This is a genomic window from Pseudomonas sp. PAMC 25886, from assembly GCF_000242655.1.
Classification (GTDB): Bacteria; Pseudomonadota; Gammaproteobacteria; order Pseudomonadales; family Pseudomonadaceae; genus Aquipseudomonas.
Map to the genome: position 1 here is coordinate 35,755 of NZ_AHHC01000011.1, position 23,518 is coordinate 59,272.

Here is a 23,518-nt window from a genome sequence, read left to right on the forward strand (position 1 = left end):
AGGTCTCGGGCATCACATAGAACCCAATGTGGGAGCGGGCCTGCTGTGGTGAGCGGGCTTGCCCCGCGCTGGGCTGCGAAGCAGCCCCTCACCAAGCCCGCTTCCACACTTATTGTGTTTTACCTGTAGGAATCAGGGTTACAACGCCTTGATCACCTGATCCACATTGCCCTCAAGCTCCGCCACCGGGTCGGCGCCATCGGTGCCCAGCACCAGCAACTTCGCCCCGCCAGCCGTGACTGCCGCCTGTACCGCCTCGCTAGGCGTGCGGTGATGCAGCACCACGGCCACCTCATTCTCTTTCAAGCCTTCGCTCAATTGCTGCAACGCCTCGGGTGTCCACTCGGTATCCGCCCGTGGATCGGTGCTGACCAGTTCCAGGTTCAACCCGCTCACCAGATAACCAAAATGATCACTCAGGCTGACCACCGTCAGGTTGTCGGCCTTGGCCAGGCGTGCCTCGCTGTCGGCGGTGAGCTTGAGCAGGCGTTGCTTGAGGGTGGCCAGGTTGGCTTCGATCTGCGGCTTGGCCTCGGGGGCCAGGCGGCTCAGGTCGGCGGCCATCACGTCGGCCATGCGGCCCATGTTGTTGCTGGCCTGCCACGGCTGGCTGTTCAGGCCATCGGTGGAGCCTGGCTGTACGGCAATCCCCGGCAAACCGCCGTCTACCGGGCGGGCGGCGTCGATTTCGACGATGCGGATATTGCTGCGCCGGGCCACCGGGTACAGCGGGTCGTCGGGCCATAACGAGCGCAGGCCGATGGCCGCATCGGCGTCGAGCGCCAGCGTATTCAGGGCCTGCGCGCCGCGCCCGGTGAAATACGCGACTTGCCGTGAGCCGGGCAGGTTGGCCGGTGCTGCGCGCTCAAGCTGCACGTCGGTGCCTTTGAGCAGTACCTGCGCCAGGCCATAGGTGATCGGCAGGGCGGCAAGGACTTTCACCGGCGCTGCGGCCTTGGCCTTGTTCAGGGCCGCATGGCCGACGCCTGGGTTGGCGGTGGTTTGCAACGGCTTGACGCCGTCGGCGGCGAACGCTGGTGTGGCGATTGCCAGGGCCAGAAGCAGTGGTCGAAAAATCGGGCGCATTATCCAAGATTCCCTTTCAGGCTGGGGACCGTGCCGCGGGCAATGGCGGCGAGGGCGAAGGCGATACCGGCTACCAGAATGATTGCGGCACCGGACGGAATCGGCAGGTCGAAGATGATCGGCAGCAGGATCCCGCACAGGGTGCTGACCGTGGCGATCAGCACCGAGATCCAGAAGAAGCCTTTGAGCGATTGGCTCAACAGGCGTGCGGCGGCCGCCGGAATCACCAGCAACGCGCCTACGAGGATCGCGCCGATGACCTTGACCGCTGCGACGGTGATCAACGTCACCAGGATCACAAACAGATAGTCCAGGGTTTTGACCGCCACCCCGCGCACTGCCGCCAATTGCGGGTTGAAGCTGGCGAGCATGATGCGGTTGTACAGCGGCAACGCCAGGGCCATCACCAGCGAGCCGACAATCGCCAGCACCAGCAGGTCATTGCCGTTCACCGTCAGTACCGAACCGAACAGCACGTTTTCGAGGATGTGCACGTTGATCTTGCCCGCCAGAATCAGCAGCAGGCTCGCGCCCAGGGCCAGGGACACCGACAGGAACACCCCGATCAGCGTGTCCGGCGCAAGCCCCGTGCGGTTACGCAGGTAGTTGAGCAGGATGCCGAACAGCAGGCAGTAGCCGAACAGGCTGCCGTAAGGCCCGGTGTAGGGCTCTCCCAGCAGAATGCCCACGGCCACGCCGGTCAGCGCGGCATGGCCCACGGCTTCGGAAAAGAACGCAAAGCGCTTGACCACCACCAGGGTGCCCAGGCCGCCCAGCACCGGGCCGATCAACAGCCCGGCGAGCAACGCATTGACCACAAACCCATAGGCCAGCGCTTCCGGCAAATACCCGGAGGACGCCCAAGCCTGGACCATCAAGCGAAAGGCTTCGTAGCTCATAAGGCCGCGCTCCGTGGATGGGTGGAGAACAGGGTCAGCAGACGGTCCGGGGTCAGCGCCTCCTTGGGCGTGGCATCGAACAGCACGCGGCGGTTCAGGCCGGTAACACGGTCAGCCAAACGGCCGACGGCTTCCAGGTCGTGTTCGATCCACAGCACGGTGATCCCGGCCTGGCGCCAGTCGTTCAGCAGCCGTTCGAACACCTGGATGCCGGCTTCGTCCAGCGCCGACATCGGTTCGTCCAGCACCAGCAATTGCGGCGCCGGGATCAAGCCCTGGGCCAGCAGCACCCGCTGGCGTTCACCCCCCGACAAGGCGCCCATGCGCCGTTTGCGTTTGTCCTGCATGCCGACCCGTTCGAGTGCTTCGCCAATCGCGGCGGCGTAATGTTTGGACAGCCCGAGAAACGCCGGACGCCGCTGGCACATGGCAGCCATGAAGTCGTCCACGGTCATCGGCAAGCCCCGGTCGAACTCCAGCGCCTGGGGCACGTAGCCGATGGTGCCCGGCCCTTCGGGCCAGTGCAGGCTCAACTGGCCCTGGTGCGGCGTTTGCCCCAGCAGGGTCTTGATCAACGAGCTTTTGCCGCCGCCGTTGGGGCCGACCAGTGCATGGATGCTGCCGGGCTGGACCTGGAAGCTCACCGCATCGAGGATCACCGTGCGGCCCAGGGTCAGCGCCACGTTATTGAAGTCGAGGGTCGGGCCAACGCTGGCCACCTTCAAATGTTCCGCCGCCGTCATGCCCCGGACTCCTGAATCGCCCGTACCACGGTGTTGAGGTTGCCGGTCATTTCCACTTCGTACTTTTCAGCGCTGTAGTCGCCATAGGAAATGTGCGACAGCGGGTACAGCTTCACGCCCGACTCACGCTGGATGGTGTCGACATAACTGGACGGGAAATCCATTTCCGAGAAAATCACTTTCACGTCCAGTTCCCGCAACTGGTCGATGGTTTTCTTCAACTGGCTGGGGCTCGGCTCGATGCCGTGGGCGGGCTCTACCACGGCGGTGACTTCCAGGCCGAACTCCCGCAGCAGGTAGTCATAAGCCGCGTGCACCGTGGCTACCCGCAGGTCCGGGTTGGGCGCGCTGGTGAGTTTGGCCAGGGCGTCGGCGCGCATCTGGCGCAGGCGTTTACCGTAGGCGCGCGCGTTCTGGGTGTAGGTCTTGGCGTTGTCCGGGTCGAGCTTGCCCAGTTCCCGGGCGATGTTATTCACCTGGGCAATCGAGGCGCTGATGGACAGGAAGGTGTGCGGGTTGACCACCTTGCCGGCACCGCGCGCCGCGTTGCCGGTGGCGGCCAGCAGCGGCACGTTGGCGTTCGCTTCGATCACCGGGATGTCCGGGCGCTCGCTGGTGGCGATCATGCGGTCGGCGAAATCGTCATGGCCGACGCCATTGAGCACGATCACATCCAGGGTGCCGATGCGCTTGATGTCTTCGGCGCGGGGCTCGTAGGCGTGAGGGTTGAAGCCGGCCGGAATCAGCGGCACCACCTCGGCTTTGTCCCCCACGATGTTGGCGACGTAGCTGTAATACGGGTGCAGGGTGATACCGATGCGCAGGCGCTTGGCAGCGTCGGCACTGGCCATGGGCGCCAGCAGCAAACTGAACAAGCCTGCGAGCACCAGGCGTAATAAGGGCGATGAAATAGACATGGTCTTCTCTCGGCTACAGCGTGAATTCAATGACGATGCTGGCGGGTGACACCGGCATCGAACTGCGCGACCACTTGCTGCCAGCCCGCTCTGATCAGCGCCTGGTCAGTGAGGTCGGTGGGAGGCTTGAGGTTGGCGCTGCGGTTGAGCCAGATATCCGGCTCGGCGCCACTGATGCGCATCAGCAGCGAACCGCTGAGGGCCGGGGTCTGGCTCAGTCCCAGGTAGGCGGTGTCCAGCAACTGCCAGTGGTGGTCGCCACGGCTCACCGAGCTGGCGTCCTGGGCGAAAGGCGCAAAGCCTTCTTCGGCCAGTTGCCCGGGTGTCGGCAGGGCGCTGTGTTCTTCCTGCAGCAAGTGGATTTCATCCAGGGTCACCCGCAGGTCGGCATAGATGCCTTGCTCGGCGGCGCTGAGGTCGCGACGGGCGTCCAGTTGGTGGCTGGGCACGGCGGCGATCTCCTGGCGTTCACCGCGCAAGGCTACCACGGTGCCGGCGACGGCGAGGATGATCAGGCACAGCAGCAGGACGTACAGGGTTTCGTGCCCGGCACCGGCCGGGCGAACAACGTGAGTCGTGCTCATTGGGGCTGGATATCCGCTTGGTCGATTTCCACCACGTGGCCGGGGCCGGCATCAAACAACACGTAGAACTCGGCGGACGGTTTCTTGAAGGTCAGCGTCGAGTCTTCACCCAGCTTGCCGGGCACCAGGATGGTTTCGTCATAGCCGATCACGTCGAGCGTCACGCCGGGGGCGCCGCTGCCATCGGAGAAACCGCCGGTGCACTGGATCTGCTCACCGGCGATTTCCTTGCATTCGCACATCGGGTTGTGGGCGAGGGCAACGGTACTGAAGCCGGCGCTGAGGATCAGCACGCCAACGGTGCGTGCCAGTTGCGGCAAAGTCATGGTTTTACTCCTCGTTTTTTCAGCCAGTCGATGGTGGCCGGCGATGCCTGGCTCAAGGGAATGGACGCCTGGTGCATGACGCCGTCCCAGCCTTCCATGGTGATCCACACTTCGGCGTCCAGCGGGGTACGTTCGGGGATCGGCAGCATGGCACCCATGCGATACGGTGTGCCGAAGAAGATCACCCCGGCGGCCCGCAGGCTGCGGGGCTTGCCAATGCGGAGGTAAGTCGCCTTGACCTGGTCGACGCAGGTCGCGCACAGGGCGGCGTTGAAGGATTTCATCGGGCCCGCCGGGTCGGGGCGCGGGCCCTCGTTACGCAATTCGGCGAGCTTTACGCTCCACGGGCCGACTTGCACTTCGCCGATCTCCCGTTCACCCAGGCCGCTGTCACCGCGAAACAACGCGGCGTCGGCAAAGTACTTGGGCATGAAGCCCAAGGGCACCAGGATCAGCAGGATATTGATGTGGAAGCGCCACTTGAGCCAAAAGGCCCGCAGGGGCGAGGGCGGTTGAACGGTCGTAGCCTTGTTCATCGGTTACCCTCCGTGGTTTCAGCCTGCAAGGCCTGGATTTGCACCGATTGACGGGACGCCTTGGCTTCGCGTTTCAGGGCATTGAGGGTGGCCAGGGCGGTGCGTTTGGTCCAGATCAGCAGGCCGCTCAAGACCATCATGCTCAGTACCAGGCCGAAGAAGGCCCAGATCAGCTTGATCCAGATCCCGCCAAAATCCCCGGTGTGCAACGGGCGCATGGATTCGGTGACGAACTCCAGGGCCGAACGGTCTGACAGCAGGTGCGAGGCGGCGATTTCGCCGTTGTATGGGTTGATTTCTGCGGTCTGGAACATCAGCGGGTACCAGCCACGCCCGCCGATGCGCAGGTGGCTGTAGGCGTTGCTGGGCAGGCTCACAAAGCTGGCCTCGAGCCCTGGAATCCGCTGGGTGGCGATGGTGATCGCCTCGTCCAGCGGAATCATGGGCGCCGGCACGCCCGGGGCGGACATCGGCACTTTGTCGCGGGCAATCGCCGGGACGATAGGCTCGCTGGAAATGGTGATCTGGTTATCGCCCAGGATCGCCTGGATCAGGAACCAGGTGCCGGTGATCGAAATCACCGCGATAAACCAGATCGACCAGATGCCGCTCAACCGGTGGAAGTCGCCCCAGAAAATCCGCGCACCGTGACGAATGCGCAGCGTCGGCCTGAAAAAACCTTTCCAGAAGCGCTTGTAGACCACGAGGCCGGTGACCAGCGAGGCCAACAGCGGCAAGCCCAGCAGCGAGACCAGATACCAGCCCCAGCTGTAACCATTGGTGAACGGCACCAGCCACCAGCCATGCAGGGCACGGGTAAATTGCTGGAAGTTGAACGATGGGCTGATGCCCTGGATCACCCCGGTGTACGGGTTGACGTAAACCTCCAGCGAGCGCCCGTCGGGGTAGCTGAGGTCGGCGCTGAGGGCGAAATGCGATTCGTCCGGGCGGCTCAGGGATTCGACGATCACCTGGGGTTCGGCGCGCTTGATGGCGCCGATCACCTGGTCGTAGGTGAGCGGTTCGGCATCGTCCGACGGCTTGCTGGCGCGGATGTCCGGGTTGGCCAGCCAGACGATCTCCTGGCTGACCACCGCCAGGGTGCCGGTGACGCAGACGATCAGCACAAAGAACCAGATGGGCAATGCCAGCCAGCTGTGCACGAGAAACCAGAGTTTTGAGCGTGACTTCTTCGACATGTGAATGAGGGTCTTGATCGGAGGGGGGCAGTAAAGGCCCGGAAAACGCCACCCGTAGCTTTTGCTGACGCGAGCGGCTGTATCTAAGTTAAGACGGATGAGAAATGCAAAACCCTAAGGCAGATATGAAAGTAAATGTTTCAGATACTCATTCATGCAACACGAAACATGTTCCGAGTCATCACCAAGGCGGGATTGATGGGGCGGGGGCGCTGCCTATGATGGGGTCATACCGTTGAGCGAGCCCCCTAATGACTTCTGCCAGAACCCTCTACGACAAACACATCGATTCCCACACGGTGTGCCGCCTGGATGACCAGGGCCATGTGCTGCTGTACATCGACCGCCAGGTGATCAACGAATACACCAGCCCCCAGGCCTTCAGCGGCCTGCGCGAGGCAGGCCGTGGCGTGTGGCGCCCCGGCACGGCGCTGGCGGTGGTCGACCATGTGAACCCCACCACGCCCAAGCGCATTGCGGCCATGCCGGATGCGGGCGGCGCGCGGCAAGTGTCGTACCTGGCGGAAAACTGCCGGGACTTCGGGATTGAACTGCTGGACATCCTCGACAAGCGCCAGGGCATCGAACACGTGATCGCCCCGGAGCAGGGCTTTATCCTGCCGGGCATGGTGATTGCCGCTGGCGACAGCCACACCACCACCTATGGCGCACTGGGCGCATTCGGCTTTGGCATCGGCACCTCGGAAATCGAGCATTTGCTGGCCTCCCAAACCCTGGTCTACAAACGCCTGAAGAGCATGCGCGTGACCGTGGACGGTGCATTGGCCCACGGCCTGACCTCCAAGGACGTGATCATGGCGCTGATCGGCAAGATCGGCGCCTCGGGTGCCACCGGCTACGCCATTGAGTTTCGTGGCTCGACCATTGATGCCCTGAGCGTCGAGGCCCGCATGACCATCTGCAACATGGCGGTGGAGGCGGGCGCACGCGGTGCCTTCATGGCGCCGGATGAAAAAGTCTTCGCCTACCTCAAGGGCAAACCCCGCGCGCCGAAGGGCGAACTGTGGGACCGCGCCCTTGCAGGCTGGCGCCAGTTGCACTCGGATGCCGAGGCGGTGTTCGACCTCGAAGTGCACCTGGACGCCACGGCCCTGGAGCCGATGGTCACCTGGGGCACCAGTCCCGACCAGGCCGCGCCCATCGGCGCCCGCGTGCCCGACCCGCAAGACGTCAGCGACCTGATCCTGCGCCAGGACATGCGCCGGGCCCTGAACTACATGGGCCTGGAAGCCGGCATGCCGCTGAGCGAGATCGTCATCAGCCATGCGTTTATCGGTTCCTGCACCAACGCCCGCATCGAAGACCTGCGGGACGCCGCCAGCGTGGTGCGTGGCAAGCACGTGGCGGACCACGTGCGGGCGATGATCGTGCCGGGCTCCACCGAAGTGCGCGACCAGGCCGAAGCCGAAGGCCTCGCTGCGATCTTTATCGACGCCGGGTTTGAATGGCGCCAGTCCGGCTGCTCGATGTGCCTGGCGATGAACGATGATGTGCTGGAGCCGGGCGACCGCTGCGCCTCCAGCACTAACCGCAACTTCGAAGGCCGCCAGGGCGCGGGGGCACGCACCCACCTGATGAGCCCGGCCATGGTTGCCGCCGCTGCCATCACTGGCCGGTTGACCGATATTCGCCACTTTGGAGACCGCACATGAGCCTGCAACCCTTCACTCGCATCACCGGCAAGGCCGCGCCGATGCTGGCGGCCAATATCGACACTGACGTGATCATGCCCAAGCAGTTTCTCAAGGGCATCGATCGCAATGGGCTGGACCGCGGGTTGTTCTTTGATTTGCGCTTCTTGCCGTCGGGCGAGGCCAACCCGCAATTCGTGCTGAACCAGCCGGCCTGGCAGGGTGCGAGCTTTATGGTGGTGGGGCCGAACTTCGGTTGTGGTTCCAGCCGGGAACATGCGGTGTGGGGCTTGAAGCAGATGGGCATTCGGGCGCTGATCGGCAGCAGTTTTGCCGGGATTTTTTATGACAACTGTCAGCGTAACGGGGTGTTGTTGATTACGCTGGACGAGGCGGTGTTGCAGCGGTTGGGGCAGACCGTCAGTCAGCCTGAACAGGCGCAGATCAGTGTGGACCTTGAGGCGCAGGAGATTCTTTTGGCGGACGGGCGGGTGATTTCGTTCCAGATTGATACGTTGCGCAAGACTGCGTTGTTGCTGGGGTTGGATGCCATCGGTACTACGTTGCAGCGCAGTGAGCAGATCAGGGCGTTTGAGCGTGAACATCTGGCGGCCAATCCTTGGTTGGGGTGATAGGGTTGTTGTTGCAGTTTGAGTGCGGTGACTGTGGGGGGCATATCCGTTATTTAGGTAACGGCGGCTTAGGGTTCCGCTCTTACAGCGGGTCACTTTGGAAAAGCCCCAAAGTAACCAAAGGGCTCTGCCCCGCCTGTCGGCACCTCGCCTAGGCTCGGTGTTCCCTCACTCCGGGATTGCTCCGCGGGCCGCCGCGACGGGGCGTCCCTGCCCCGTCGCGGCTAAACCGGCGTCCTGCCGGTTTACCCGCTCCTCAATCCCTGCGTTCGGCCTCGGGCTTATTGGGGCAGTCAGGGCCAGATCAAGAGCAAGAGCACAGCGGCCTACAGGCCGGCTTGAGTGGTAGAAGCCAGATCAAAAGCCAAAGCGAAAACCAAATCTGAAACTGATGCAGCTCTGCTTTTCTGTGGGAGCTGGCTTACCTGCGATGCAGACACCTCGGTTTTTCAGGTACACCCAGTTGATGCTATCGCAGGCAAGCCAGCTCCCACATTTGACCGTGCCCGCTTTAGAATTTGATCTTGCCTTTGCTTCACACCACTCAAGCCGGCCTGTAGGCCGCTGTGCTGTTGATCTGCTTTTGATCTTGATCTTAGGCGCCCCGTTAAACCACGCTGGCCGAACGCAGGCTTTGGAGCGTGGGTAACCCGGCAGGACGCCGGGTTAGCCGCGCTGGGCCAAGGATGGCCCATCGCGGCGGCCCACGCTCCAAAGCCGGAGTGAGGGCACACCGAGCCCAAGCGAGGTGCCGAGTGGTGGGGCAAGAGCGTTTTGCTTACTTTTGCGCTGTTCAAAAGTGAGCCGCTGTAAGAGCGGAACCAATACCAGCCATCACCGAAGAAACGGATATGTACCCAAGACCTGGGCCGTCAAATCGACAACCCCTTGAAGTGCTCCTGCAAAAACTCCACACACGCCCGCAACTTCCCGGAGTACGCCAACCGCGTCGGATACACCGCCCACACGTTGGCACTCTGGGTGTAGTCGTGCAGCACCTGCACCAGTTTCCCTTGCTCCAGCAGCGGCTTCACATCCCACATCGACCGCAACAACACCCCACGCCCATCAAGTGCCCATTGCAAAACGATCTCGCCATTGTTGGACGACAGCGGCCCACGCACGCGCACGCTGTCCTGCACGCCATCACGCTCCAGGTGCCAGATGCCAAAGGCGTTGTCGCGCTCCTTGAGCACCAGGCAGTCGTGTTGCTCCAGGTCGCTCAAGTGCTGCGGCGTGCCTCGGCGTTCGAGGTAGGCGGGCGCTGCACACAACACCCGGCGGTTGCTCACCAGCCGGCGGCCGATGTGTTGCCCGGGAATGTCGTCGCCCACGCGGATCTCCAGGTCAAAACCCTCGCTGACGATATCCACCACCCGGTCAAACAGGTCCAGGCGAATCTCCAGGTCCGGGTATTGCTCAGCCAGCAACGACAGAGCCGGCGCCACATGGTTGCGGCCGAAACCGAAGCTGCTGCACAAATGCAGATGGCCACGGGGGCTGTCGTGGGCGTCGGAAAGCTCATCGGACAGTTGCTGGAAGTCTTCGAGAATACGCACGGCCCAGCGCTGCACGCGCTCACCGTCTTCGGTCAGGGCGATACGGCGGCTGGTACGGTGCAGCAGGCGGGTGGCAAGGGTGGTTTCGAGAATCTGGATACGCTTGCTGACGTAGGCCGGGGACAACCCCAGCTCATCGGCAGCCGCAGCAAAGCCGGCCTTGCGGATCACGGTCAGGAATACCCGCAGGTCTTCAGGTAGGGGCACGGTATCTTTCTTGTTAGTCATCAGAAACAGGCGTGGCGGCATGAGCCGCCAGAATAGCACCGGTGTGGCGAGGGAGCTCCCTCACCACAGGGGATTGGTACTTAAGGTCTACTCAGCGGCGATCTTCGCCTGCGCAGCAGCCCGCGCATGACGGCCATGCTTGAGGGCGATAGGCGCCATCTTCTCGCGGTCCAGTTCGCCTTCCCAGGCAGCCACCACCAGGGCGGCCACGGCATTGCCGATGATATTGGTCAGCGAACGGCACTCGGCCATGAAGCGGTCGACACCCAGGATCAGCACCATCGCCGCCACCGGCACCGTCGGCACCACCGCCAGGCTGGCGGCCAGCGCGACGAAGCCTGCGCCCACCACTGCACCGGCGCCTTTGGAGGTGAGCATCGCCACCGCCAGCAGGGTCAGTTGTTGCTCCAGCGTCAGGTCGATATTGGTGGCCTGGGCCAGGAACAGCACCGCCAGGGTCATATAGATGTTGGTGCCGTCCAGGTTGAAGGTGTAGCCGGTGGGCACCACGATGCCCACTACCCCTTTGGAGGCGCCGAGGCTTTCGAGTTTCTGGATCAGTTGCGGCAAGGCCGATTCGGAGGAGCTGGTGCCCAGTACGATCAACAGCTCGGCCTTGATGTACGTCAGCAGCTTGAAGATGCTGAAGCCGACATAGCGGGCAATGCTGCCCAGCACCACCGCCACGAAGAAAAACGCGGTGACGTAGAACGTGCCCACCAGTTTCAGCAGCGGCAGCAGCGAACCCAGGCCGTATTTGCCGATGGTGAAAGCGATCGCGCCGAATGCACCGATCGGCGCGACGCGGCTGATCATCCCGACGATGCGAAAGAACACTTCGCTGGCCTGGTTGATCACGCCTACCAAGGGCCGGCCCTTCTCGCCGATCATCACCAGCCCGAGGCCAAACAGCACTGACACAAACAGCACCGGCAGGATTTCGCCCTTGGAGAAGGCGTCGAAGAAGGTGGTCGGGATCACGTGCATCAGGAACCCGGTGACGCCTTCGCCGTGTTCGGCCTGGCCGACAAAACCGGCGATGGCCGAGCTGTCGAGGGTCTTCACATCAATGTTGAACCCCACGCCCGGGTGCAGCAGGTGCGCGGCGAGGATGCCGATCACCAGGGCGATGCTGGAGACAATCTCGAAATACAGCAGCGCCTTGCCGCCCACGCGTCCTACTTGCTTCACGTCGTGCATGCTGGTGATGCCGGAGACCACGGTGCAGAAGATGATCGGGCCGATGATCATCTTGATCAGCTTGATAAAACCGTCGCCCAAGGGCTTCAGGTCAATGCCCACCTGGGGCCAGTGGTTGCCGATCAACACGCCCAGCACAATGGCGATGATCACCTGCACATACAGGGTTCCCAGCAGTTTTCTGATTGTCATTTTTATTATCTCGAGACGTTTTTTGGGCAAGCAGATCCCGTCGCAGGCCTTTTCAAGCCTGCGGGGCGGGATCGATCAGATCAGCGGTTGACTAAAGGCTCAGCGAAGGAAGGTCAGGACTTCGCCGAGCAACAGCTCCGGGGCTTCTTCTGCGATGTAGTGGCCGGCCGGCAAGGCCTTGCCCCGTACGTCGGTGGCTACTTTTTGCCATTCCTTGAGGGGTTCGAAACAGCGCCCGACGGTACCCTCGGCGCCCCACATCACCAGCAATGGCAGGTTCAGGTGGTTGCCGTTGTCGATATCGGCGCGGTCGTGCTCGAGGTCGATGCCGGCGGCGGCACGGTAGTCTTCGCAGATGCCGGTGGCGGTGCCGGGCAGTTTCAGGCAGCGCAGGTATTCGGCGAAGGCTTCATCGGTGAACGGCTTGAGCCCGGCACTGCGGCTGCCCATGACGCTGCGCAGGTACAGCTCGGGGTTGCTTTCAATCAGGCTTTCCGGCAACGGCGCCGGGCGGATCAGGAAGAACCAGTGCCAGTAGGCGCGGGCAAAGGCCTCGTCGGTCTGGGCGTACATCGAAAGCGTCGGTGCGATGTCCAGCAGCACCATGCGTTGCACGGCCTTGGGGTGGTCCAGGGCGAGGCGATGGGCGACGCGGGCGCCACGGTCGTGGGCCAGCACCGAGAACTCATCAAAGCCCAGGGCCTTCATCAACTCGACGCCGTCGCGGGCCATTTCGCGCTTGGAGTAGTGGATGTGATGCTCATCGGCGGCGGGTTTGCTGCTGTCGCCGTAACCGCGCAGGTCGGCGGCGACCACGGTGAAGTGTTCGGCCAGTTGCTCGGCGACTTTGTGCCAGATGACGTGGGTCTGCGGGTGCCCGTGCAGCAGGAGCAGGCCGGGACCCGCGCCGCCTTTGCGGTAGCTGATGTCCACACCGTTGACGTGGCGCTGGTCTTTTTGGAATCCGGCGAACATGGAATGACTCCTTGTGATGATTGCCTGCATCCTGAAATCACACGGCGCCTGGGGCAAGGGGGAAAACGTGGAGGGGTTGTTCATGAAGTGTGTTGAAGCCCGATCTTTCAGGCAGTGCAGGTCAACTGTGGGAGCTGGCTTGCCTGCGATGCAGGCAACTCGGTGTATCAGTCGCACCGAGGTGATGCCATCGCAGGCAAGCCAGCTCCCACAGTTGGGTTGTGTCGCCCAGGCGACTTCATCCTTGCTTGAACAACGCCTCGGCACGCTGGCGAACCTGTGCCTCGGTCAAATCCTCCTTGCGGGTGGCCAGGAACCACACGTGCCCGAACGGGTCTTTCAGCGTCCCGGAACGGTCGCCGTAAAACTGATCCTTGGGCTCTGAAATCGCCGTGCCGCCGGCCTTGATCGCCCGGGCGAACTGTTGGTCGACGTCTTGCACGTAGAGATGCAGGCACACACTGGGGTGTTCCTTGCCCGGGCTGCCGAACGACATTTCGCCGCAGGGCGAGGCCATCATGATCGGTGAATCACCAATGCGCAGTTCGGCATGGCCGACCTTGCCGTCGGGCATGTCCAGGCGCATGACTTCGGTGGCGCCAAAGGCTTGTTTGTAGAACTCGATGGCTTCAGCGGCTTTGTCGATGCCCAGGTACGGCGTGATGCTGTGATAGCCCTCGGGAATAGGTTTAACGCTCATTTCGTTCTCCTCAGATTGTGGTTATGGAGGGACGGCTTTTTCACTATAGGCCACGTGCGCCGTGGCCTGCGGGCAGCCGACGAGGTGTTGCCCAGGCAACAGCAAACCGGCAGTTTGCTGCGCCGTGGGCGGTCTGCCGCGTGTACATCGGGCGCAAACCCTTGTGTTTGAAGGCCCGGTGCCTCAGGCACAGAAGCTGCAATGCCTCAGGTAAATCATTCGCCCGAGAGCGTTGTATGTCTGTACTGCCTGTATCTGCCGATTACCCGATTCACTCACCTCACGCCGAGCTGATCCGCGACGAGGCCCAGGCCCTGGCCGTTGCCCACCAAGTCGCCGCCGTATTGCTGGAACAAGACGCCGAACGCGACCGCACCCGCCAGGTGCCGGCGGACGTGGTCGACCTGTATTCCAACAGCGGCCTGTGGGGCATCAGCGTGCCCCGCGAGTTTGGCGGTGCCCAGGTGTCCTACGCGGTACTGGCCCAGGTGATTGCGATTATCTCGGCGGCCGACCCGTCGCTGGGGCAAATCCCGCAGAACCATTACTGCCTGCTGGAAGACATCCGCCTGCAAGGCACGCCTGAACAGCAGGCGTACTTTTTTGGCCTCGCGCTGGAGGGGCATCGGTTTGCCAATGCGCTGTCGGAAACCGGCGGCAAGAACGTCCAGGACATCCAGGCGACCATCCGCCGGCAAGGCGACGGCTATGTGATCAACGGCCGCAAGGGTTATTGCACCGGTTCGCTGTACGCCCATTGGCTGGCGGTGCTGGCGCTGGATGAACAGCAAAACGCACAGCTGGCGTTCGTGCCGCGCGGCACTGAAGGCCTGGTGGTGGTCGATGACTGGGACAGCATGGGCCAGCGCACCACGTCCAGCGGTACGGTGTTGGCCGAAGACCTGAAGGTGCCGGCGTTCAACCTGTTTCCTACCCATCGCTCCTACGATTCGCCGACCCTGGCCGGCCCATTCGCCCAGCTGACCACCGCGGCCATCGACGCCGGCATTGCCCGTGCCGCGTTGCGCGATACGGTGCAGTTCGTCCGGCAATTTGCCCGCCCATGGATCGATGCCGGGGTGGAAAAAGCCAGCGAAGACCCGCTGACCATTATCCAGGTCGGTGCGTTGGATATTCGCCTGGAAGCGGCGGAAGCCTTGCTGGAAAGGGCCGGAAAAGCCCTCGACGCCGCGCGCCCGGCACCCGATGAAGACAGCGTCGCCCATGCCTCACTGGCCGTTGCCCGGGCCAAGGTGCTGACCACCGAAATCGCCATCGACGCCAGCAACAAACTCTTCGAACTCGGCGGCACCCGGTCCACCTTGAAGAAGCACAACTTCGACCGGCACTGGCGCAATGCCCGGGTGCATACCCTGCATGACCCGGTGCGGTGGAAGTACCACGTGGTGGGTAACTGGTTGCTCAACGGCGCCAAGCCCCCGCGTCACGACTGGTCTTGAACCATGGCCGAGCTGTTTAAAAACATCTATTGGGCCGACATCGGCCAAGCGTGCCTGGAAACCCTGAGCATGCTCAGCGCGGCCCTGGGTTTTACCGTGCTGCTGGGGTTGCCGCTGGGGGTGGTGTTGTTCCTCACCGGCAAGCGCCAGTTGCACGAAACCCTGGTGGTGTACCGCGCGTTGTCGGTGGTGGTGAACGTGCTGCGTTCGCTGCCGTTCATCATCCTGCTGATTGTGCTGATCCCGGTGACCACCTTGCTGGTGGGCACCTCATTGGGCGTGCCCGGCACGATTCCGCCGTTGGTGGTGGGCTGTACGCCGTTCTTCGCGCGGTTGGTGGAAACCGCCTTGCGTGAAGTCGACCGTGGCGTGGTGGAGGCCACCCAGTCCATGGGCGCCAGCACCTGGCAGGTGATCCGCCACACGCTGTTGCCGGAAGCCCGGGGCGGGCTGCTGGCGGCGGTCACCGTCACCGCGATTGTGCTGGTGGACTACACCGCCATGGCCGGGGTGATTGGCGGCGGTGGCCTGGGCGACCTGGCCATCCGCTACGGCTATCAGCGTTTCCAGACCGACGTGATGGTGGTCACCGTGTTGCTGCTGTTGGTGCTGGTGCAGGCCCTGCAAATGACCGGCGACCGCTTGGTGGCGCGTTACAGCCGCCGTTAAAACCTATTCCTAGAACGACTGCTTTCGGAGCAATCATGAAAAAATCCCTGGCCATTTTGGCTGCTGTCTTCTCCCTGAATGCCCTCGCTAACGAGACGTTGGTGGTGGGTGCCACACCCGTGCCTCACGCCGAGATCCTGGAGTTCGTCAAACCCGTGCTGGCCAAGGAAGGCGTGGACCTGCAGATCAAGGTCTTCACTGATTTCATCCAGCCCAACCAGCAACTGGCGCTGAAGAACATCGACGCCAACTACTACCAGTACCGGCCATTCCTGGATGACTACAACAAGACCCGGCACACTAATCTGGTGCCGGTGGTAGGCGTGCACATCGAGCCGTTCGGCGCTTATTCGACCAAGATCAAAAATATCTCCGAGCTGAAAGACGGCGCCACGGTGTCGATCCCCAACGACCCGGTCAACACCGGCCGCGCCTTGGTGCTGCTGGACGAAGCCGGCCTGATCAAGCTCAAGGACCCGAGCAACACCCTGGCCACCCCACGGGACATCGTCGAGAACCCCAAGCACCTGAAAATTCGTGAGCTGGAAGGGGCGTTGCTCGCGCGTTCAGTGAGCCAGGTGGACCTGGCGTTCGTGTTCGCCAACTACGCCTTGGAAGCCGGGATCGACACCAACAGCGCGTTGATCGTCGAGAAGGGCAAGAGCCTGTACGTCGAGTACCTGGTAGCGCGCCCGGACAACATCAACGACCCGGGCATCCAGAAACTGGCCAAGGCGTTGAACTCCGATGAAGTGCGCCAGTTCATCCTGACCCGCTACAAGGGCCAGATAGCCCCGGGTTTCTAAGCTCGATGGAGATCGAAATGTGGGAGCGGGATTGCTCGCGAAGGCGGCGGGTCAGCCACAGCATCTGGCGACTGACACCCCGCTTTCGCGAGCAAGCCCGCTCCCACATTGATCGAGTTTTACCCCGCCATTATGTGGACGGCTCCAAGAGTTGTGCCCCAGGCCCGCGCTCACCCAGTACATCATCGTGATTACGCAGCGGGCACGCCTCCAGCGACAAACACCCGCAGCCAATGCAGCCACTGAGTTTGTCCCGCAGCAGCACCAGCTTGTCGATGCGCTGGTCCAAATCCTCACGCCACAGCGCAGACAGGCGTTCCCAGTCGGCAGCCGTTGGCGTGCGGCCATCGGGCAAGGTTTGCAGCGCCTCATGGATCGTCGCCAGGGGGATGCCCAAACGCTGGGCAATCTTGATCACCACCACCCGGCGCAACACGTCCCGCGGGTAGCGTCGTTGATTGCCGGCGTTGCGGTTGCTCTTGATCAACCCCTTGGTTTCATAGAAGTGCAGCGCGGTGACCGCCACGCCGCTGCGGGCCGCCAACTGGCCGACGGTGAGTTCTTTGGTGACCATGAAAAAGCCCTTGACCTTGACTTAACTAAAGGTTTTACCCTGCGTGGCATCGAATCGCAAGATTGTGCCTACAGTGAGAGGGAAATGTTCATGCAGGTATCAGAGAAGAGTCTGAGTTTCACCCAGATGGTCGAATTCCAGATCGAACCTCAGCAGCAATCGGCTTTGGTGGCGGCCCTGTCATCCCAGAGCGAGCGTTTGGCCCAAGGCCATGGCGGCTTTATCAATGCCAGTGTGCAGGTCAGCGATGATGGACGCCGGGTGCTCAGTTGCCTGCAATGGCGCTCCCGCGAAGACGGGGAGGCGGCCTTCAAGTGTTTTGAGCACGGTGAGGAAGATTTCTGGACGCTGATCCGCGCCCACCAGGCCACGGCAGTGACCTTCGGTTCGTTCCAGGTGCTGCGCAGCATCGAGCGCAGCCATGACAACGCCTTGCACTGCCGCCTAAATTGACAGGTGCAGCATGCGCTCGCCCTGTACGTTCTCGCCGGGGCGTCGCTTGTTTACCGCCAGCTCACCGATCTTGATCAAACGGGTTCGCGTCACGTTGCGGCTCAGGCCCAGCAGGTTGGCGGTGTGTACCTGGTTGTAATGGCTGAAGCGGTAGGCGGCACGCAGCAACGCATCCTCGACCTTTTCATGCAGGGCGCCGGCCTGTTCTTCGAAGAGTTTTTGAAAGGCCCGTTCCAGCAGGGCTTCGGCGCTGTTGTCGATGCCGTGCTGGCTGTCGTCCTGACGCTCGATGCGCATGTTCGACAGGCGCAGGTCGTCGCGCTCGATCACGCCATTGCGGCAGATCAGCAGGGTGTGGTGGATGACGTTTTCCAGCTCGCGGATGTTGCCCGGCCAACTGTAGCTCTTGAGTTTCTGCTCGGCCTCGCGGCTGATGGTGATGGGGCCATAACCCAGTCGCTGGCTGTAGGCTTCGATGAAGTGCCGGGTCAGCGGCAGGATGTCACCGGGGCGGTCCCGCAGCGGGCTCAGCTCCAGGCTGACCACGTCAAGGCGGTAGTACAGGTCCTCGCGAAAATGCCCGGCGTTGATGGCTTTTTCCAACTGAACGTTGGTGGCAGCCAACACCCGCACGTCGATGGGAATGCTTTTGCGCGAGCCCAGGCGCACCACTTCGCGTTCCTGCAGGACGCGTAGCAGCTTGACCTGAATCGCCATCGGCAAGTCGCCAATTTCATCGAGGAACAGGGTGCCGCCGTCGGCCTCTTCGAACCAGCCGGCCTTGGCGCTGAGGGCACCGGTGAAGGCGCCTTTTTCATGGCCGAACAGCTCGGCTTCCACCAGGGATTCGGAAAACGCGCCGCAGTTGACCGCCACGAACGGCCGGTTGCGCCGCGCGCTGAGGTTGTGGATATGGCGCGCCACCAGCTCTTTACCGGTGCCGGTTTCGCCGATGATCAGCACGCTGGCTTCGCTCGGCGCGACTTGCTGGATGTGCGCCAGCAACGCCTGGGATTTCGGGTCTTCGAAGACCTGGGCCGTGGCGCGGATCGAGGTCGCAAGAGCGGGCGAGGGCGGTAAGGTTAAAAGCTGCATGGGCACCTCTTCTAGGAGTAGAACGTGGGAATCGGCAGGGACTGGTTCAACGCCCAGTCCCCCAGTTCGTGGAGTTTGTAGTCCACCGGGTCGTGCAACGTTTGCGTGCGCAGGTTGCGCCAGTGCCGGTCCAGGCGCAGGGAGGCGTGGGTGGAGCGCGCGCCGGTGACTTCGAACAGGCGGCTGCACAGTTCCAGGCCGTTGCGGGTAGCGGCCACTTTGGCGGTGGCGATGGCGATGGCCAGTTCGCCGCGCTCGCTTTCGCTGAGGCTCGGGCCTTTGGCCCAGGCCTGGTCCAGCAGTTCGGCGGCACGCTCCACCAACAAGCGCACGCCTTCCAGCGCGACCCAGAATTCGCCGTAGTGGTTGAGCACGTACGGGTCCTGGCGAATGTCCTGCACCGTGGATTTATGCCAGGGCCGGGTTTCGGTCAGGGTGTAGTTGCGGGCTTCGGCAAAGGCGCCTTCGGCGATGCCGAGGAACATGTGGGTGAAGGTCAGCTGGGCGATCAGCGGGCGCAGGCAGGCGAAGGGCGTGCTGAGCGGGCCGGGATCGAGGAGCAATTCCGACTCTTCCACGCGTACCCGCTCGAAGGTGGCGCTGCCGCTGTCGGTCTGGCGCTGGCCGATGTTGTTCCAGTCGTTGTGCAAGGTGATGCCGCTGCGGCCGCTGGGGATGGCGGCGATCAGCAGTTTGCCGCCGGCGCTTTCATCCACCGCCGAGGCGATCAGCATTTCCGAGTCGCTGGCGCCGGAGCAGAAACTTTTCTTGCCGGAAAATTCGCGCCAGCCGCCGAAGGCCTTGACCACCGTGCGTGTGTCCAGCGGGTTGAGGGCGTTGCCCCAGAACCAGTTTTTACGCGCGGTCTGTTCGAACCAGGGTTGCCATTGCTCCGGGCGGGAAAACAGGCGCACGGTGGCGAGCATCAGATGATGAAACCCGAAGACGTGGGCGATGGAACTGTCGACCTTGGCGAACTCGCGCACGATCTCCAGGGTCTCACTCCAGCGGGCGCCTAGGCCGCCGTATTGGGTAGGAATGCTCAGGGCCAGCAAGCCGCTCTGGCGCAGGGCGTCACGTTCGGTCTTCGGGGTGCCGCCACGCTCGTCGCGTTCGACGGCGGTGAGGGCGAATTCGGCGGCCAGCAGTTTGGCGGTCTGCAAGGGTGAGGGCAGGACGCTGTTGGGTTTGGCTGTCACGCGGTATTCCTCATGGTGTGCCGGGGCGTACCCCGGCAGACGGCAGGTCAGGCCTGGGCTTTTGCCGGCAGGACGTCGTTGGCAATCATTTCGCCGAACGGTCCGGTGAGGTTGGTGACGCCGCGCCCGGCCAGGCTGGCGTAGGGCTCCGGCAACAGCGGGAACACCAGTTCGGCAAAGCGGTACGCCTCTTCCAGGTGCGGGTAGCCGGAGAAGATGAAGCTTTCGATGCCCAGGTCCGCGTATTCCTTGATCCGCTCGGCGACTTGCTCAGGGTTGCCCACCAGGGCCGTGCCCGCGCCGCCCCGCACCAGGCCGACGCCGGCCCACAGGTTGGGGGCGATTTCCAGGTTGTCGCGACGCCCGTCGTGCAGCGCGGCCATGCGGCGCTGACCTTCGGAGTCAAAGCGCGAGAAGGATTTTTGCGCGGCGGCGATGGTTTCGTCGCTGATGTGTTCGATCAGTTTGGCGGCGGCTTTCCAGGCGTCTTCTTCGGTTTCGCGCACGATCACATGCAGGCGAATCCCGAACTTGACGGTGCGGCCATGGCGCGCTGCGCGCTCGCGTACGTCGGCGAGTTTCTCGGCGACGGCGGCCGGTGGTTCGCCCCAGGTCAGGTACACATCCACTTGTTCGGCGGCGAGGTCGTGGGCGGCGTCCGAGGAACCGCCGAAGTACAGCGGTGGATACGGCTTCTGCACCGGTGGGTACAGTGCCTTGGCGTTCTGTACGCGCAGGTGTTTGCCTTCAAAATCTACCGATTCGCCCTGCAACACGCGGCGCCAGATCTTGAGGAATTCGTCGGTCACTTCGTAGCGTTCGCTGTGATCGAGGAAGCTGCCGTCGCCGCGGTTTTCGTCGGGGTCGCCGCCGGTCACCACGTTGATCAACAGGCGGCCACCGGACAGGCGGTCGAGGGTGGCGGCCATGCGTGCCGAGACGGTCGGCGAGATGATCCCCGGGCGAATCGCCACCAGGTAACGCAGGCGTTCGGTCAATGGCACCAGCGCCGAGGCGATCACCCAGGAGTCTTCGCAGGAGCGGCCGGTGGGGATCAGCACGCCGTGGTAGCCGAGGTTGTCCGCCGCTTGGGCGACTTGTTTCAAATAGTTGAGGGTGACCGGGCGAGCGCCTTGGGTGGTGCCCAGGTAATGGCCGTCACCGTGCGTAGGCAGAAACCAGAAAACATCCATGACAAATCCTTAAGCGATTTTCAGCAGAGAGGTGGGATGCGCGGCAAACAATGGCGCGGCGCGTTCTGCAGCAAGGCGAATGCGGGCCTTCAAGGGCTCACTGGTTATGTGGTAATCGGTGAAATCGGCCTCGGTGGCGTACACGCCAATCGGCAACGTCAGGGCCTGGAAGAAACTGAACAGCGGGCGCAACTGGTGATCGAGTACCAGGGCGTGGCGTTCGCTGCCGCCGGTGGCCGCCAGCAACACCGGGGTGTTGATGAGCGCGTTGAGGTCGACCAGGTCGAACAGGTGCTTGAGCAGGCCAGGGTAGGAGCCGCGATACACCGGGGCGGCGACGATCAGCAGGTCGGCCTGTTCGATGGCTTGCAGTTGGGCTTCGACGTCGGCGGGCAGTTCCTGGCGCGACAGTGCGCCGCCCAGCGGCCGGGCAATGTCGCCGAGTTCAATCAGGGTGGTCTGGATCGGCAATTGATTGGCCAGTTCGGCCAGCACGGCCTGGGTCAGTACCAGGGTGCGGGACGGGCGCCAGGTTCCGCCGGAGAGGGCAACGACATTCAGTGGACGAGTCATCAACAGTTCCTTTTTCAACAGTGGCTCAGGGCAAGAGCAGTAGCTGGGCTTGAGCAAGAGCTGTACCAAACTGCGCAGCCCTTGATTGGCGAGGCCTCTGGGCCAGGTGTTGGAAAATGGCGGTGTTGTCTGCCTGGTGTTTTGTTGAATGACTGTTGCCTGGGCAACAGTTGCCAGGCGAACAGTGGCGTGAGTGCTGAGGCCATTTATAGAGGGTTGTATTTATTCCGTAAATGAACGTATTTCCATATTTATAGATCTGTATGGAATATATGGCGTGACTATCACAGGTGTCGCAAAGGTTGATAGCGACTATCACGGCTGATGATTTTTCACCATGCAGGGGCGGGAGTAGCCTGTGCTCATTGACTTCAACCCGTTTCGCAGGACCTTCGCCATGAACCGTTTTCTCGCCATTTCCGTATTGCTTGTCACCTCAGTCCTTGCCGGTTGTGCGACCCATTCGTCGCCTGAATTGCGTGCCTACTCGGCTGAAGAGAGCAAGGAACTGGCGCTGGAAGCCCTGAGCCGTCGGGGCCTGTCGTTTGATGAATATCAACAGAAGAAAGCCGAACTGACTGGCCAGCCACAGAACACCTTTGGTTTTGATCGCCAGGGCGAAATGAATGCCGAGCGTGGCGTGACGCTGCACGGTCGCCCCAGTTGAGTCAGTGGCCAGGTCTGAAGAGCCCGAGGTTTCCCACAGGAACCTCGGGCTTTTTGTTTGCCATCCGTTTCCCGGAGCCTGTTAAGCTGAATTTCAGGAGCGTTCCTACGCACTTTTAAATAAAGTGGTCTTTCTTTAACGGCACGGGATCAGGTAAACCATCTTCCTTTCTGATCGCTGCCCCTGAGACGCTGCTCTCGGGAACATGCTCTGCGAGTCTTTAACGTCATGAATAAACGTCCGCTGTATTTCGACTACGCCGCCACCACGCCGGTGGATGAGCGGGTCATCCAGGTGATGGTCGAGTGTCTGGGTTTCAACGCCAACTTCGGTAACCCTGCGTCCAGTTCCCATGCGTTCGGCCAACAGGCCCGGCAAACGGTTGAACAGGCGCGGCGCCAGGTGGCCGAACTGGTTGGCGCCGAGCCAGCACAGATTGTCTGGACCTCCGGTGCCACCGAGTCCAACAACCTCGCCATCAAGGGCGTCGCCCAGGCGCGGGGCGTGGCCGGTGGGCACATCATCACCAGCCAGATCGAACACAAGGCCACGCTCGACACCGCTCGCCAGTTGCAGGAAGCCGGGGTTGCCGTGACGTACCTGGTGCCGGACGCTGAAGGGTTGATCAGCGCCGAGGCGGTAAGTGAAGCATTGCGTGAAGACACCTTTTTGGTGTCGCTGATGCTGGTGAACAACGAGTTGGGCACCCTCAACGATATCCAGGCGATTGGCGCGCGAGTGCGTGAGCATGGGGCGTTGTTTCACGTGGATGCGGCGCAGGGCGCGGGCAAGGTGGCGATTGACCTGGCCGAGTGGCCGGTGGACCTGATGTCGTTTTCCGCTCATAAACTCTATGGCCCCAAGGGCATCGGCGCCTTGTACGTCGGCCCGCGTGCGCAGCAGAAAGTGCTGGCGCAGATTCACGGCGGTGGCCATGAAGGCGGCTTGCGTTCCGGCACCCTGGCGACTCACCAGATCGCCGGCATGGGCACGGCGTTTGCCCTGGCGGCAGCCTCCTTCGCTGAAGAAAAGGCGACCATCGTTGCCTTGCGCGAGCGCCTGCTGGAACAGCTGAATAGCATTGCCGGGGTGCGCCTCAATGGCAGCCTTACCCAGCGTATCCCCCACACCTTGAGCCTGACGTTCAGCGAGGGCGAGTTCAACTCCGCCGCCCTGAGCGCGGGCATTGCCTTTTCGGCGACCTCGGCCTGCAATTCGGCGAGTAATGCACCGTCCCATGTGCTTCTGGCGCTGGGCCATGATGCCCGCAGCGCAGGTCGCACCATTCGCTTGAGCCTCGGTCGGTTTACCACCGAGCAGGACATCGATCAGGCGGTACAACTGATCAAGGCGGCACTGGCCAGCGCACCGGCTTTCTGGGCCGTTTGACCCCATAACAAT

At 62.5% G+C, this 23,518-nt stretch carries 24 protein-coding genes and 1 pseudogene; 8 read left to right on the forward strand and 17 right to left on the reverse strand.

What is annotated here, in order from left to right; all coding sequences use genetic code 11:
* Positions 1 to 138 precede the first annotated feature (138 nt).
* The 8 genes and pseudogenes from MUM_RS0102305 to MUM_RS0102340 all read right to left on the reverse strand — a co-directional run bounded on the left by MUM_RS0102305 (position 139) and on the right by MUM_RS0102340 (position 6,290).
* Positions 139 to 1,086 carry a metal ABC transporter solute-binding protein, Zn/Mn family gene (locus MUM_RS0102305; protein ID WP_010166528.1) on the reverse strand — a complete coding sequence of 316 codons (948 nt, stop codon included), beginning with the start codon at positions 1,084 to 1,086 and terminating at the stop codon, positions 139 to 141.
* Positions 1,086 to 1,985 carry a metal ABC transporter permease gene (locus tag MUM_RS0102310; protein WP_010166531.1) on the reverse strand — a complete coding sequence of 300 codons (900 nt, stop codon included), beginning with the start codon at positions 1,983 to 1,985 and terminating at the stop codon, positions 1,086 to 1,088. The genes MUM_RS0102305 and MUM_RS0102310 overlap by 1 nt, the downstream gene beginning before the upstream one ends.
* On the reverse strand, positions 1,982 to 2,728 hold the full coding sequence (locus tag MUM_RS0102315; RefSeq protein ID WP_010166533.1) for a metal ABC transporter ATP-binding protein: 747 nt from the start codon (positions 2,726 to 2,728) through the stop codon (positions 1,982 to 1,984). The genes MUM_RS0102310 and MUM_RS0102315 overlap by 4 nt, the downstream gene beginning before the upstream one ends.
* The gene (locus MUM_RS0102320; protein ID WP_029615742.1) at positions 2,725 to 3,645 is read right to left on the reverse strand and encodes a metal ABC transporter substrate-binding protein; all 921 of its coding nucleotides are present in this window, start codon (positions 3,643 to 3,645) and stop codon (positions 2,725 to 2,727) included. Before MUM_RS0102320 ends, MUM_RS0102315 begins: the two co-directional genes overlap by 4 nt.
* A gap of 26 nt (positions 3,646 to 3,671) precedes the next feature.
* Positions 3,672 to 4,229: a DUF6162 family protein gene (locus MUM_RS0102325; RefSeq protein ID WP_010166537.1), complete on the reverse strand. Its 558-nt coding sequence runs from the start codon at positions 4,227 to 4,229 to the stop codon at positions 3,672 to 3,674.
* Positions 4,226 to 4,527: pseudogene (locus tag MUM_RS0102330) on the reverse strand (hypothetical protein). The gene MUM_RS0102325 and the pseudogene MUM_RS0102330 overlap by 4 nt, the downstream one beginning before the upstream one ends.
* A gap of 24 nt (positions 4,528 to 4,551) precedes the next feature.
* On the reverse strand, positions 4,552 to 5,091 hold the full coding sequence (locus MUM_RS0102335) for a hypothetical protein (protein WP_010166542.1): 540 nt from the start codon (positions 5,089 to 5,091) through the stop codon (positions 4,552 to 4,554).
* Positions 5,088 to 6,290, reverse strand: coding sequence for a PepSY-associated TM helix domain-containing protein (locus MUM_RS0102340; RefSeq protein WP_010166544.1), 1,203 nt, complete (start codon positions 6,288 to 6,290; stop codon positions 5,088 to 5,090). Before MUM_RS0102340 ends, MUM_RS0102335 begins: the two co-directional genes overlap by 4 nt.
* 251 nt (positions 6,291 to 6,541) lie before the next feature.
* On the opposite strand from MUM_RS0102340, the gene leuC reads away from it, so the two are divergent.
* Both leuC and leuD read left to right on the forward strand, forming a co-directional pair.
* The gene (gene leuC / locus MUM_RS0102345; protein ID WP_010166546.1) at positions 6,542 to 7,963 is read left to right on the forward strand and encodes a 3-isopropylmalate dehydratase large subunit; all 1,422 of its coding nucleotides are present in this window, start codon (positions 6,542 to 6,544) and stop codon (positions 7,961 to 7,963) included.
* Positions 7,960 to 8,574 carry a 3-isopropylmalate dehydratase small subunit gene (leuD, locus tag MUM_RS0102350; protein ID WP_010166547.1) on the forward strand — a complete coding sequence of 205 codons (615 nt, stop codon included), beginning with the start codon at positions 7,960 to 7,962 and terminating at the stop codon, positions 8,572 to 8,574. Before leuC ends, leuD begins: the two co-directional genes overlap by 4 nt.
* An 872-nt stretch (positions 8,575 to 9,446) precedes the next feature.
* Here leuD and MUM_RS0102355 read toward each other — a convergent pair.
* The 4 genes from MUM_RS0102355 to MUM_RS0102370 all read right to left on the reverse strand — a co-directional run bounded on the left by MUM_RS0102355 (position 9,447) and on the right by MUM_RS0102370 (position 13,428).
* A complete protein-coding gene (locus MUM_RS0102355) occupies positions 9,447 to 10,361 on the reverse strand; it encodes a LysR substrate-binding domain-containing protein (protein ID WP_201124923.1) in 915 nt (304 codons plus the stop codon).
* Positions 10,362 to 10,448: 87 nt separating this feature from the next.
* A complete protein-coding gene (gene dctA / locus MUM_RS0102360) occupies positions 10,449 to 11,753 on the reverse strand; it encodes a C4-dicarboxylate transporter DctA (protein ID WP_010166551.1) in 1,305 nt (434 codons plus the stop codon).
* A gap of 99 nt (positions 11,754 to 11,852) precedes the next feature.
* On the reverse strand, positions 11,853 to 12,728 hold the full coding sequence (locus tag MUM_RS0102365; protein ID WP_010166553.1) for an alpha/beta fold hydrolase: 876 nt from the start codon (positions 12,726 to 12,728) through the stop codon (positions 11,853 to 11,855).
* 238 nt (positions 12,729 to 12,966) lie between these two features.
* Entirely contained in the window at positions 12,967 to 13,428 is a 462-nt protein-coding gene (locus tag MUM_RS0102370) for a VOC family protein (protein WP_010166555.1), read from the reverse strand.
* Positions 13,429 to 13,664: 236 nt separating this feature from the next.
* Between MUM_RS0102370 and MUM_RS0102375 the strand changes: the two genes are divergently transcribed.
* From MUM_RS0102375 to MUM_RS0102385, 3 genes are read left to right on the forward strand one after another with little or no spacing between them, the layout of a single operon-like run.
* On the forward strand, positions 13,665 to 14,888 hold the full coding sequence (locus tag MUM_RS0102375; RefSeq protein ID WP_010166557.1) for an SfnB family sulfur acquisition oxidoreductase: 1,224 nt from the start codon (positions 13,665 to 13,667) through the stop codon (positions 14,886 to 14,888).
* Between the two features lie 3 nt (positions 14,889 to 14,891).
* Positions 14,892 to 15,557 carry a methionine ABC transporter permease gene (locus MUM_RS0102380; protein WP_010166559.1) on the forward strand — a complete coding sequence of 222 codons (666 nt, stop codon included), beginning with the start codon at positions 14,892 to 14,894 and terminating at the stop codon, positions 15,555 to 15,557.
* Positions 15,558 to 15,592: 35 nt separating this feature from the next.
* Positions 15,593 to 16,363, forward strand: a complete 771-nt coding sequence (locus MUM_RS0102385; RefSeq protein ID WP_010166561.1) for a MetQ/NlpA family ABC transporter substrate-binding protein — start codon at positions 15,593 to 15,595, stop codon at positions 16,361 to 16,363.
* 130 nt (positions 16,364 to 16,493) lie between these two features.
* Here MUM_RS0102385 and soxR read toward each other — a convergent pair whose 3' ends face one another.
* A complete protein-coding gene (gene soxR, locus MUM_RS0102390) occupies positions 16,494 to 16,937 on the reverse strand; it encodes a redox-sensitive transcriptional activator SoxR (RefSeq protein WP_010166563.1) in 444 nt (147 codons plus the stop codon).
* Positions 16,938 to 17,027: 90 nt separating this feature from the next.
* On the opposite strand from soxR, the gene MUM_RS0102395 reads away from it, so the two are divergent.
* Positions 17,028 to 17,390: an antibiotic biosynthesis monooxygenase gene (locus tag MUM_RS0102395; RefSeq protein ID WP_029615743.1), complete on the forward strand. Its 363-nt coding sequence runs from the start codon at positions 17,028 to 17,030 to the stop codon at positions 17,388 to 17,390.
* On the opposite strand, the gene MUM_RS0102400 is transcribed toward MUM_RS0102395, so the two are convergent.
* The 4 genes from MUM_RS0102400 to msuE are packed head-to-tail and all read right to left on the reverse strand — an operon-like array spanning position 17,382 to position 21,450.
* A complete protein-coding gene (locus MUM_RS0102400) occupies positions 17,382 to 18,485 on the reverse strand; it encodes a sigma-54 interaction domain-containing protein (protein ID WP_010166567.1) in 1,104 nt (367 codons plus the stop codon). The two genes, MUM_RS0102395 and MUM_RS0102400, sit on opposite strands and share 9 nt — an antisense overlap.
* An 11-nt stretch (positions 18,486 to 18,496) precedes the next feature.
* Positions 18,497 to 19,684, reverse strand: a complete 1,188-nt coding sequence (locus tag MUM_RS0102405; RefSeq protein WP_010166569.1) for an acyl-CoA dehydrogenase family protein — start codon at positions 19,682 to 19,684, stop codon at positions 18,497 to 18,499.
* A gap of 47 nt (positions 19,685 to 19,731) precedes the next feature.
* A complete protein-coding gene (gene ssuD / locus MUM_RS0102410; protein ID WP_010166571.1) occupies positions 19,732 to 20,877 on the reverse strand; it encodes an FMNH2-dependent alkanesulfonate monooxygenase in 1,146 nt (381 codons plus the stop codon).
* 9 nt (positions 20,878 to 20,886) lie between these two features.
* The gene (msuE, locus tag MUM_RS0102415; RefSeq protein WP_010166573.1) at positions 20,887 to 21,450 is read right to left on the reverse strand and encodes an FMN reductase; all 564 of its coding nucleotides are present in this window, start codon (positions 21,448 to 21,450) and stop codon (positions 20,887 to 20,889) included.
* Between the two features lie 397 nt (positions 21,451 to 21,847).
* On the opposite strand from msuE, the gene MUM_RS0102420 reads away from it, so the two are divergent.
* Positions 21,848 to 22,117, forward strand: a complete 270-nt coding sequence (locus MUM_RS0102420; RefSeq protein ID WP_029615744.1) for a DUF547 domain-containing protein — start codon at positions 21,848 to 21,850, stop codon at positions 22,115 to 22,117.
* 228 nt (positions 22,118 to 22,345) lie between these two features.
* Positions 22,346 to 23,506, forward strand: a complete 1,161-nt coding sequence (locus MUM_RS0102425; protein WP_010166577.1) for a cysteine desulfurase family protein — start codon at positions 22,346 to 22,348, stop codon at positions 23,504 to 23,506.
* The last annotated feature ends 12 nt before the right edge of the window (positions 23,507 to 23,518 follow it).

Bases quoted from the DNA above. Each gene is read 5' to 3' on its own strand.
- MUM_RS0102305 (WP_010166528.1), bottom strand. From the start codon at position 1,086: ATGCGCCCGATTTTTCGACCACTGCTTCTGGCCCTGGCAATCGCCACA.
- MUM_RS0102310 (WP_010166531.1), bottom strand. From the start codon at position 1,985: ATGAGCTACGAAGCCTTTCGCTTGATGGTCCAGGCTTGGGCGTCCTCC.
- MUM_RS0102315 (WP_010166533.1), bottom strand. From the start codon at position 2,728: ATGACGGCGGCGGAACATTTGAAGGTGGCCAGCGTTGGCCCGACCCTC.
- MUM_RS0102320 (WP_029615742.1), bottom strand. From the start codon at position 3,645: ATGTCTATTTCATCGCCCTTATTACGCCTGGTGCTCGCAGGCTTGTTC.
- MUM_RS0102325 (WP_010166537.1), bottom strand. From the start codon at position 4,229: ATGAGCACGACTCACGTTGTTCGCCCGGCCGGTGCCGGGCACGAAACC.
- MUM_RS0102335 (WP_010166542.1), bottom strand. From the start codon at position 5,091: ATGAACAAGGCTACGACCGTTCAACCGCCCTCGCCCCTGCGGGCCTTT.
- MUM_RS0102340 (WP_010166544.1), bottom strand. From the start codon at position 6,290: ATGTCGAAGAAGTCACGCTCAAAACTCTGGTTTCTCGTGCACAGCTGG.
- leuC (WP_010166546.1), top strand. From the start codon at position 6,542: ATGACTTCTGCCAGAACCCTCTACGACAAACACATCGATTCCCACACG.
- leuD (WP_010166547.1), top strand. From the start codon at position 7,960: ATGAGCCTGCAACCCTTCACTCGCATCACCGGCAAGGCCGCGCCGATG.
- MUM_RS0102355 (WP_201124923.1), bottom strand. From the start codon at position 10,361: ATGACTAACAAGAAAGATACCGTGCCCCTACCTGAAGACCTGCGGGTA.
- dctA (WP_010166551.1), bottom strand. From the start codon at position 11,753: ATGACAATCAGAAAACTGCTGGGAACCCTGTATGTGCAGGTGATCATC.
- MUM_RS0102365 (WP_010166553.1), bottom strand. From the start codon at position 12,728: ATGTTCGCCGGATTCCAAAAAGACCAGCGCCACGTCAACGGTGTGGAC.
- MUM_RS0102370 (WP_010166555.1), bottom strand. From the start codon at position 13,428: ATGAGCGTTAAACCTATTCCCGAGGGCTATCACAGCATCACGCCGTAC.
- MUM_RS0102375 (WP_010166557.1), top strand. From the start codon at position 13,665: ATGTCTGTACTGCCTGTATCTGCCGATTACCCGATTCACTCACCTCAC.
- MUM_RS0102380 (WP_010166559.1), top strand. From the start codon at position 14,892: ATGGCCGAGCTGTTTAAAAACATCTATTGGGCCGACATCGGCCAAGCG.
- MUM_RS0102385 (WP_010166561.1), top strand. From the start codon at position 15,593: ATGAAAAAATCCCTGGCCATTTTGGCTGCTGTCTTCTCCCTGAATGCC.
- soxR (WP_010166563.1), bottom strand. From the start codon at position 16,937: ATGGTCACCAAAGAACTCACCGTCGGCCAGTTGGCGGCCCGCAGCGGC.
- MUM_RS0102395 (WP_029615743.1), top strand. From the start codon at position 17,028: ATGCAGGTATCAGAGAAGAGTCTGAGTTTCACCCAGATGGTCGAATTC.
- MUM_RS0102400 (WP_010166567.1), bottom strand. From the start codon at position 18,485: ATGCAGCTTTTAACCTTACCGCCCTCGCCCGCTCTTGCGACCTCGATC.
- ssuD (WP_010166571.1), bottom strand. From the start codon at position 20,877: ATGGATGTTTTCTGGTTTCTGCCTACGCACGGTGACGGCCATTACCTG.
- msuE (WP_010166573.1), bottom strand. From the start codon at position 21,450: ATGACTCGTCCACTGAATGTCGTTGCCCTCTCCGGCGGAACCTGGCGC.
- MUM_RS0102420 (WP_029615744.1), top strand. From the start codon at position 21,848: ATGAACCGTTTTCTCGCCATTTCCGTATTGCTTGTCACCTCAGTCCTT.
- MUM_RS0102425 (WP_010166577.1), top strand. From the start codon at position 22,346: ATGAATAAACGTCCGCTGTATTTCGACTACGCCGCCACCACGCCGGTG.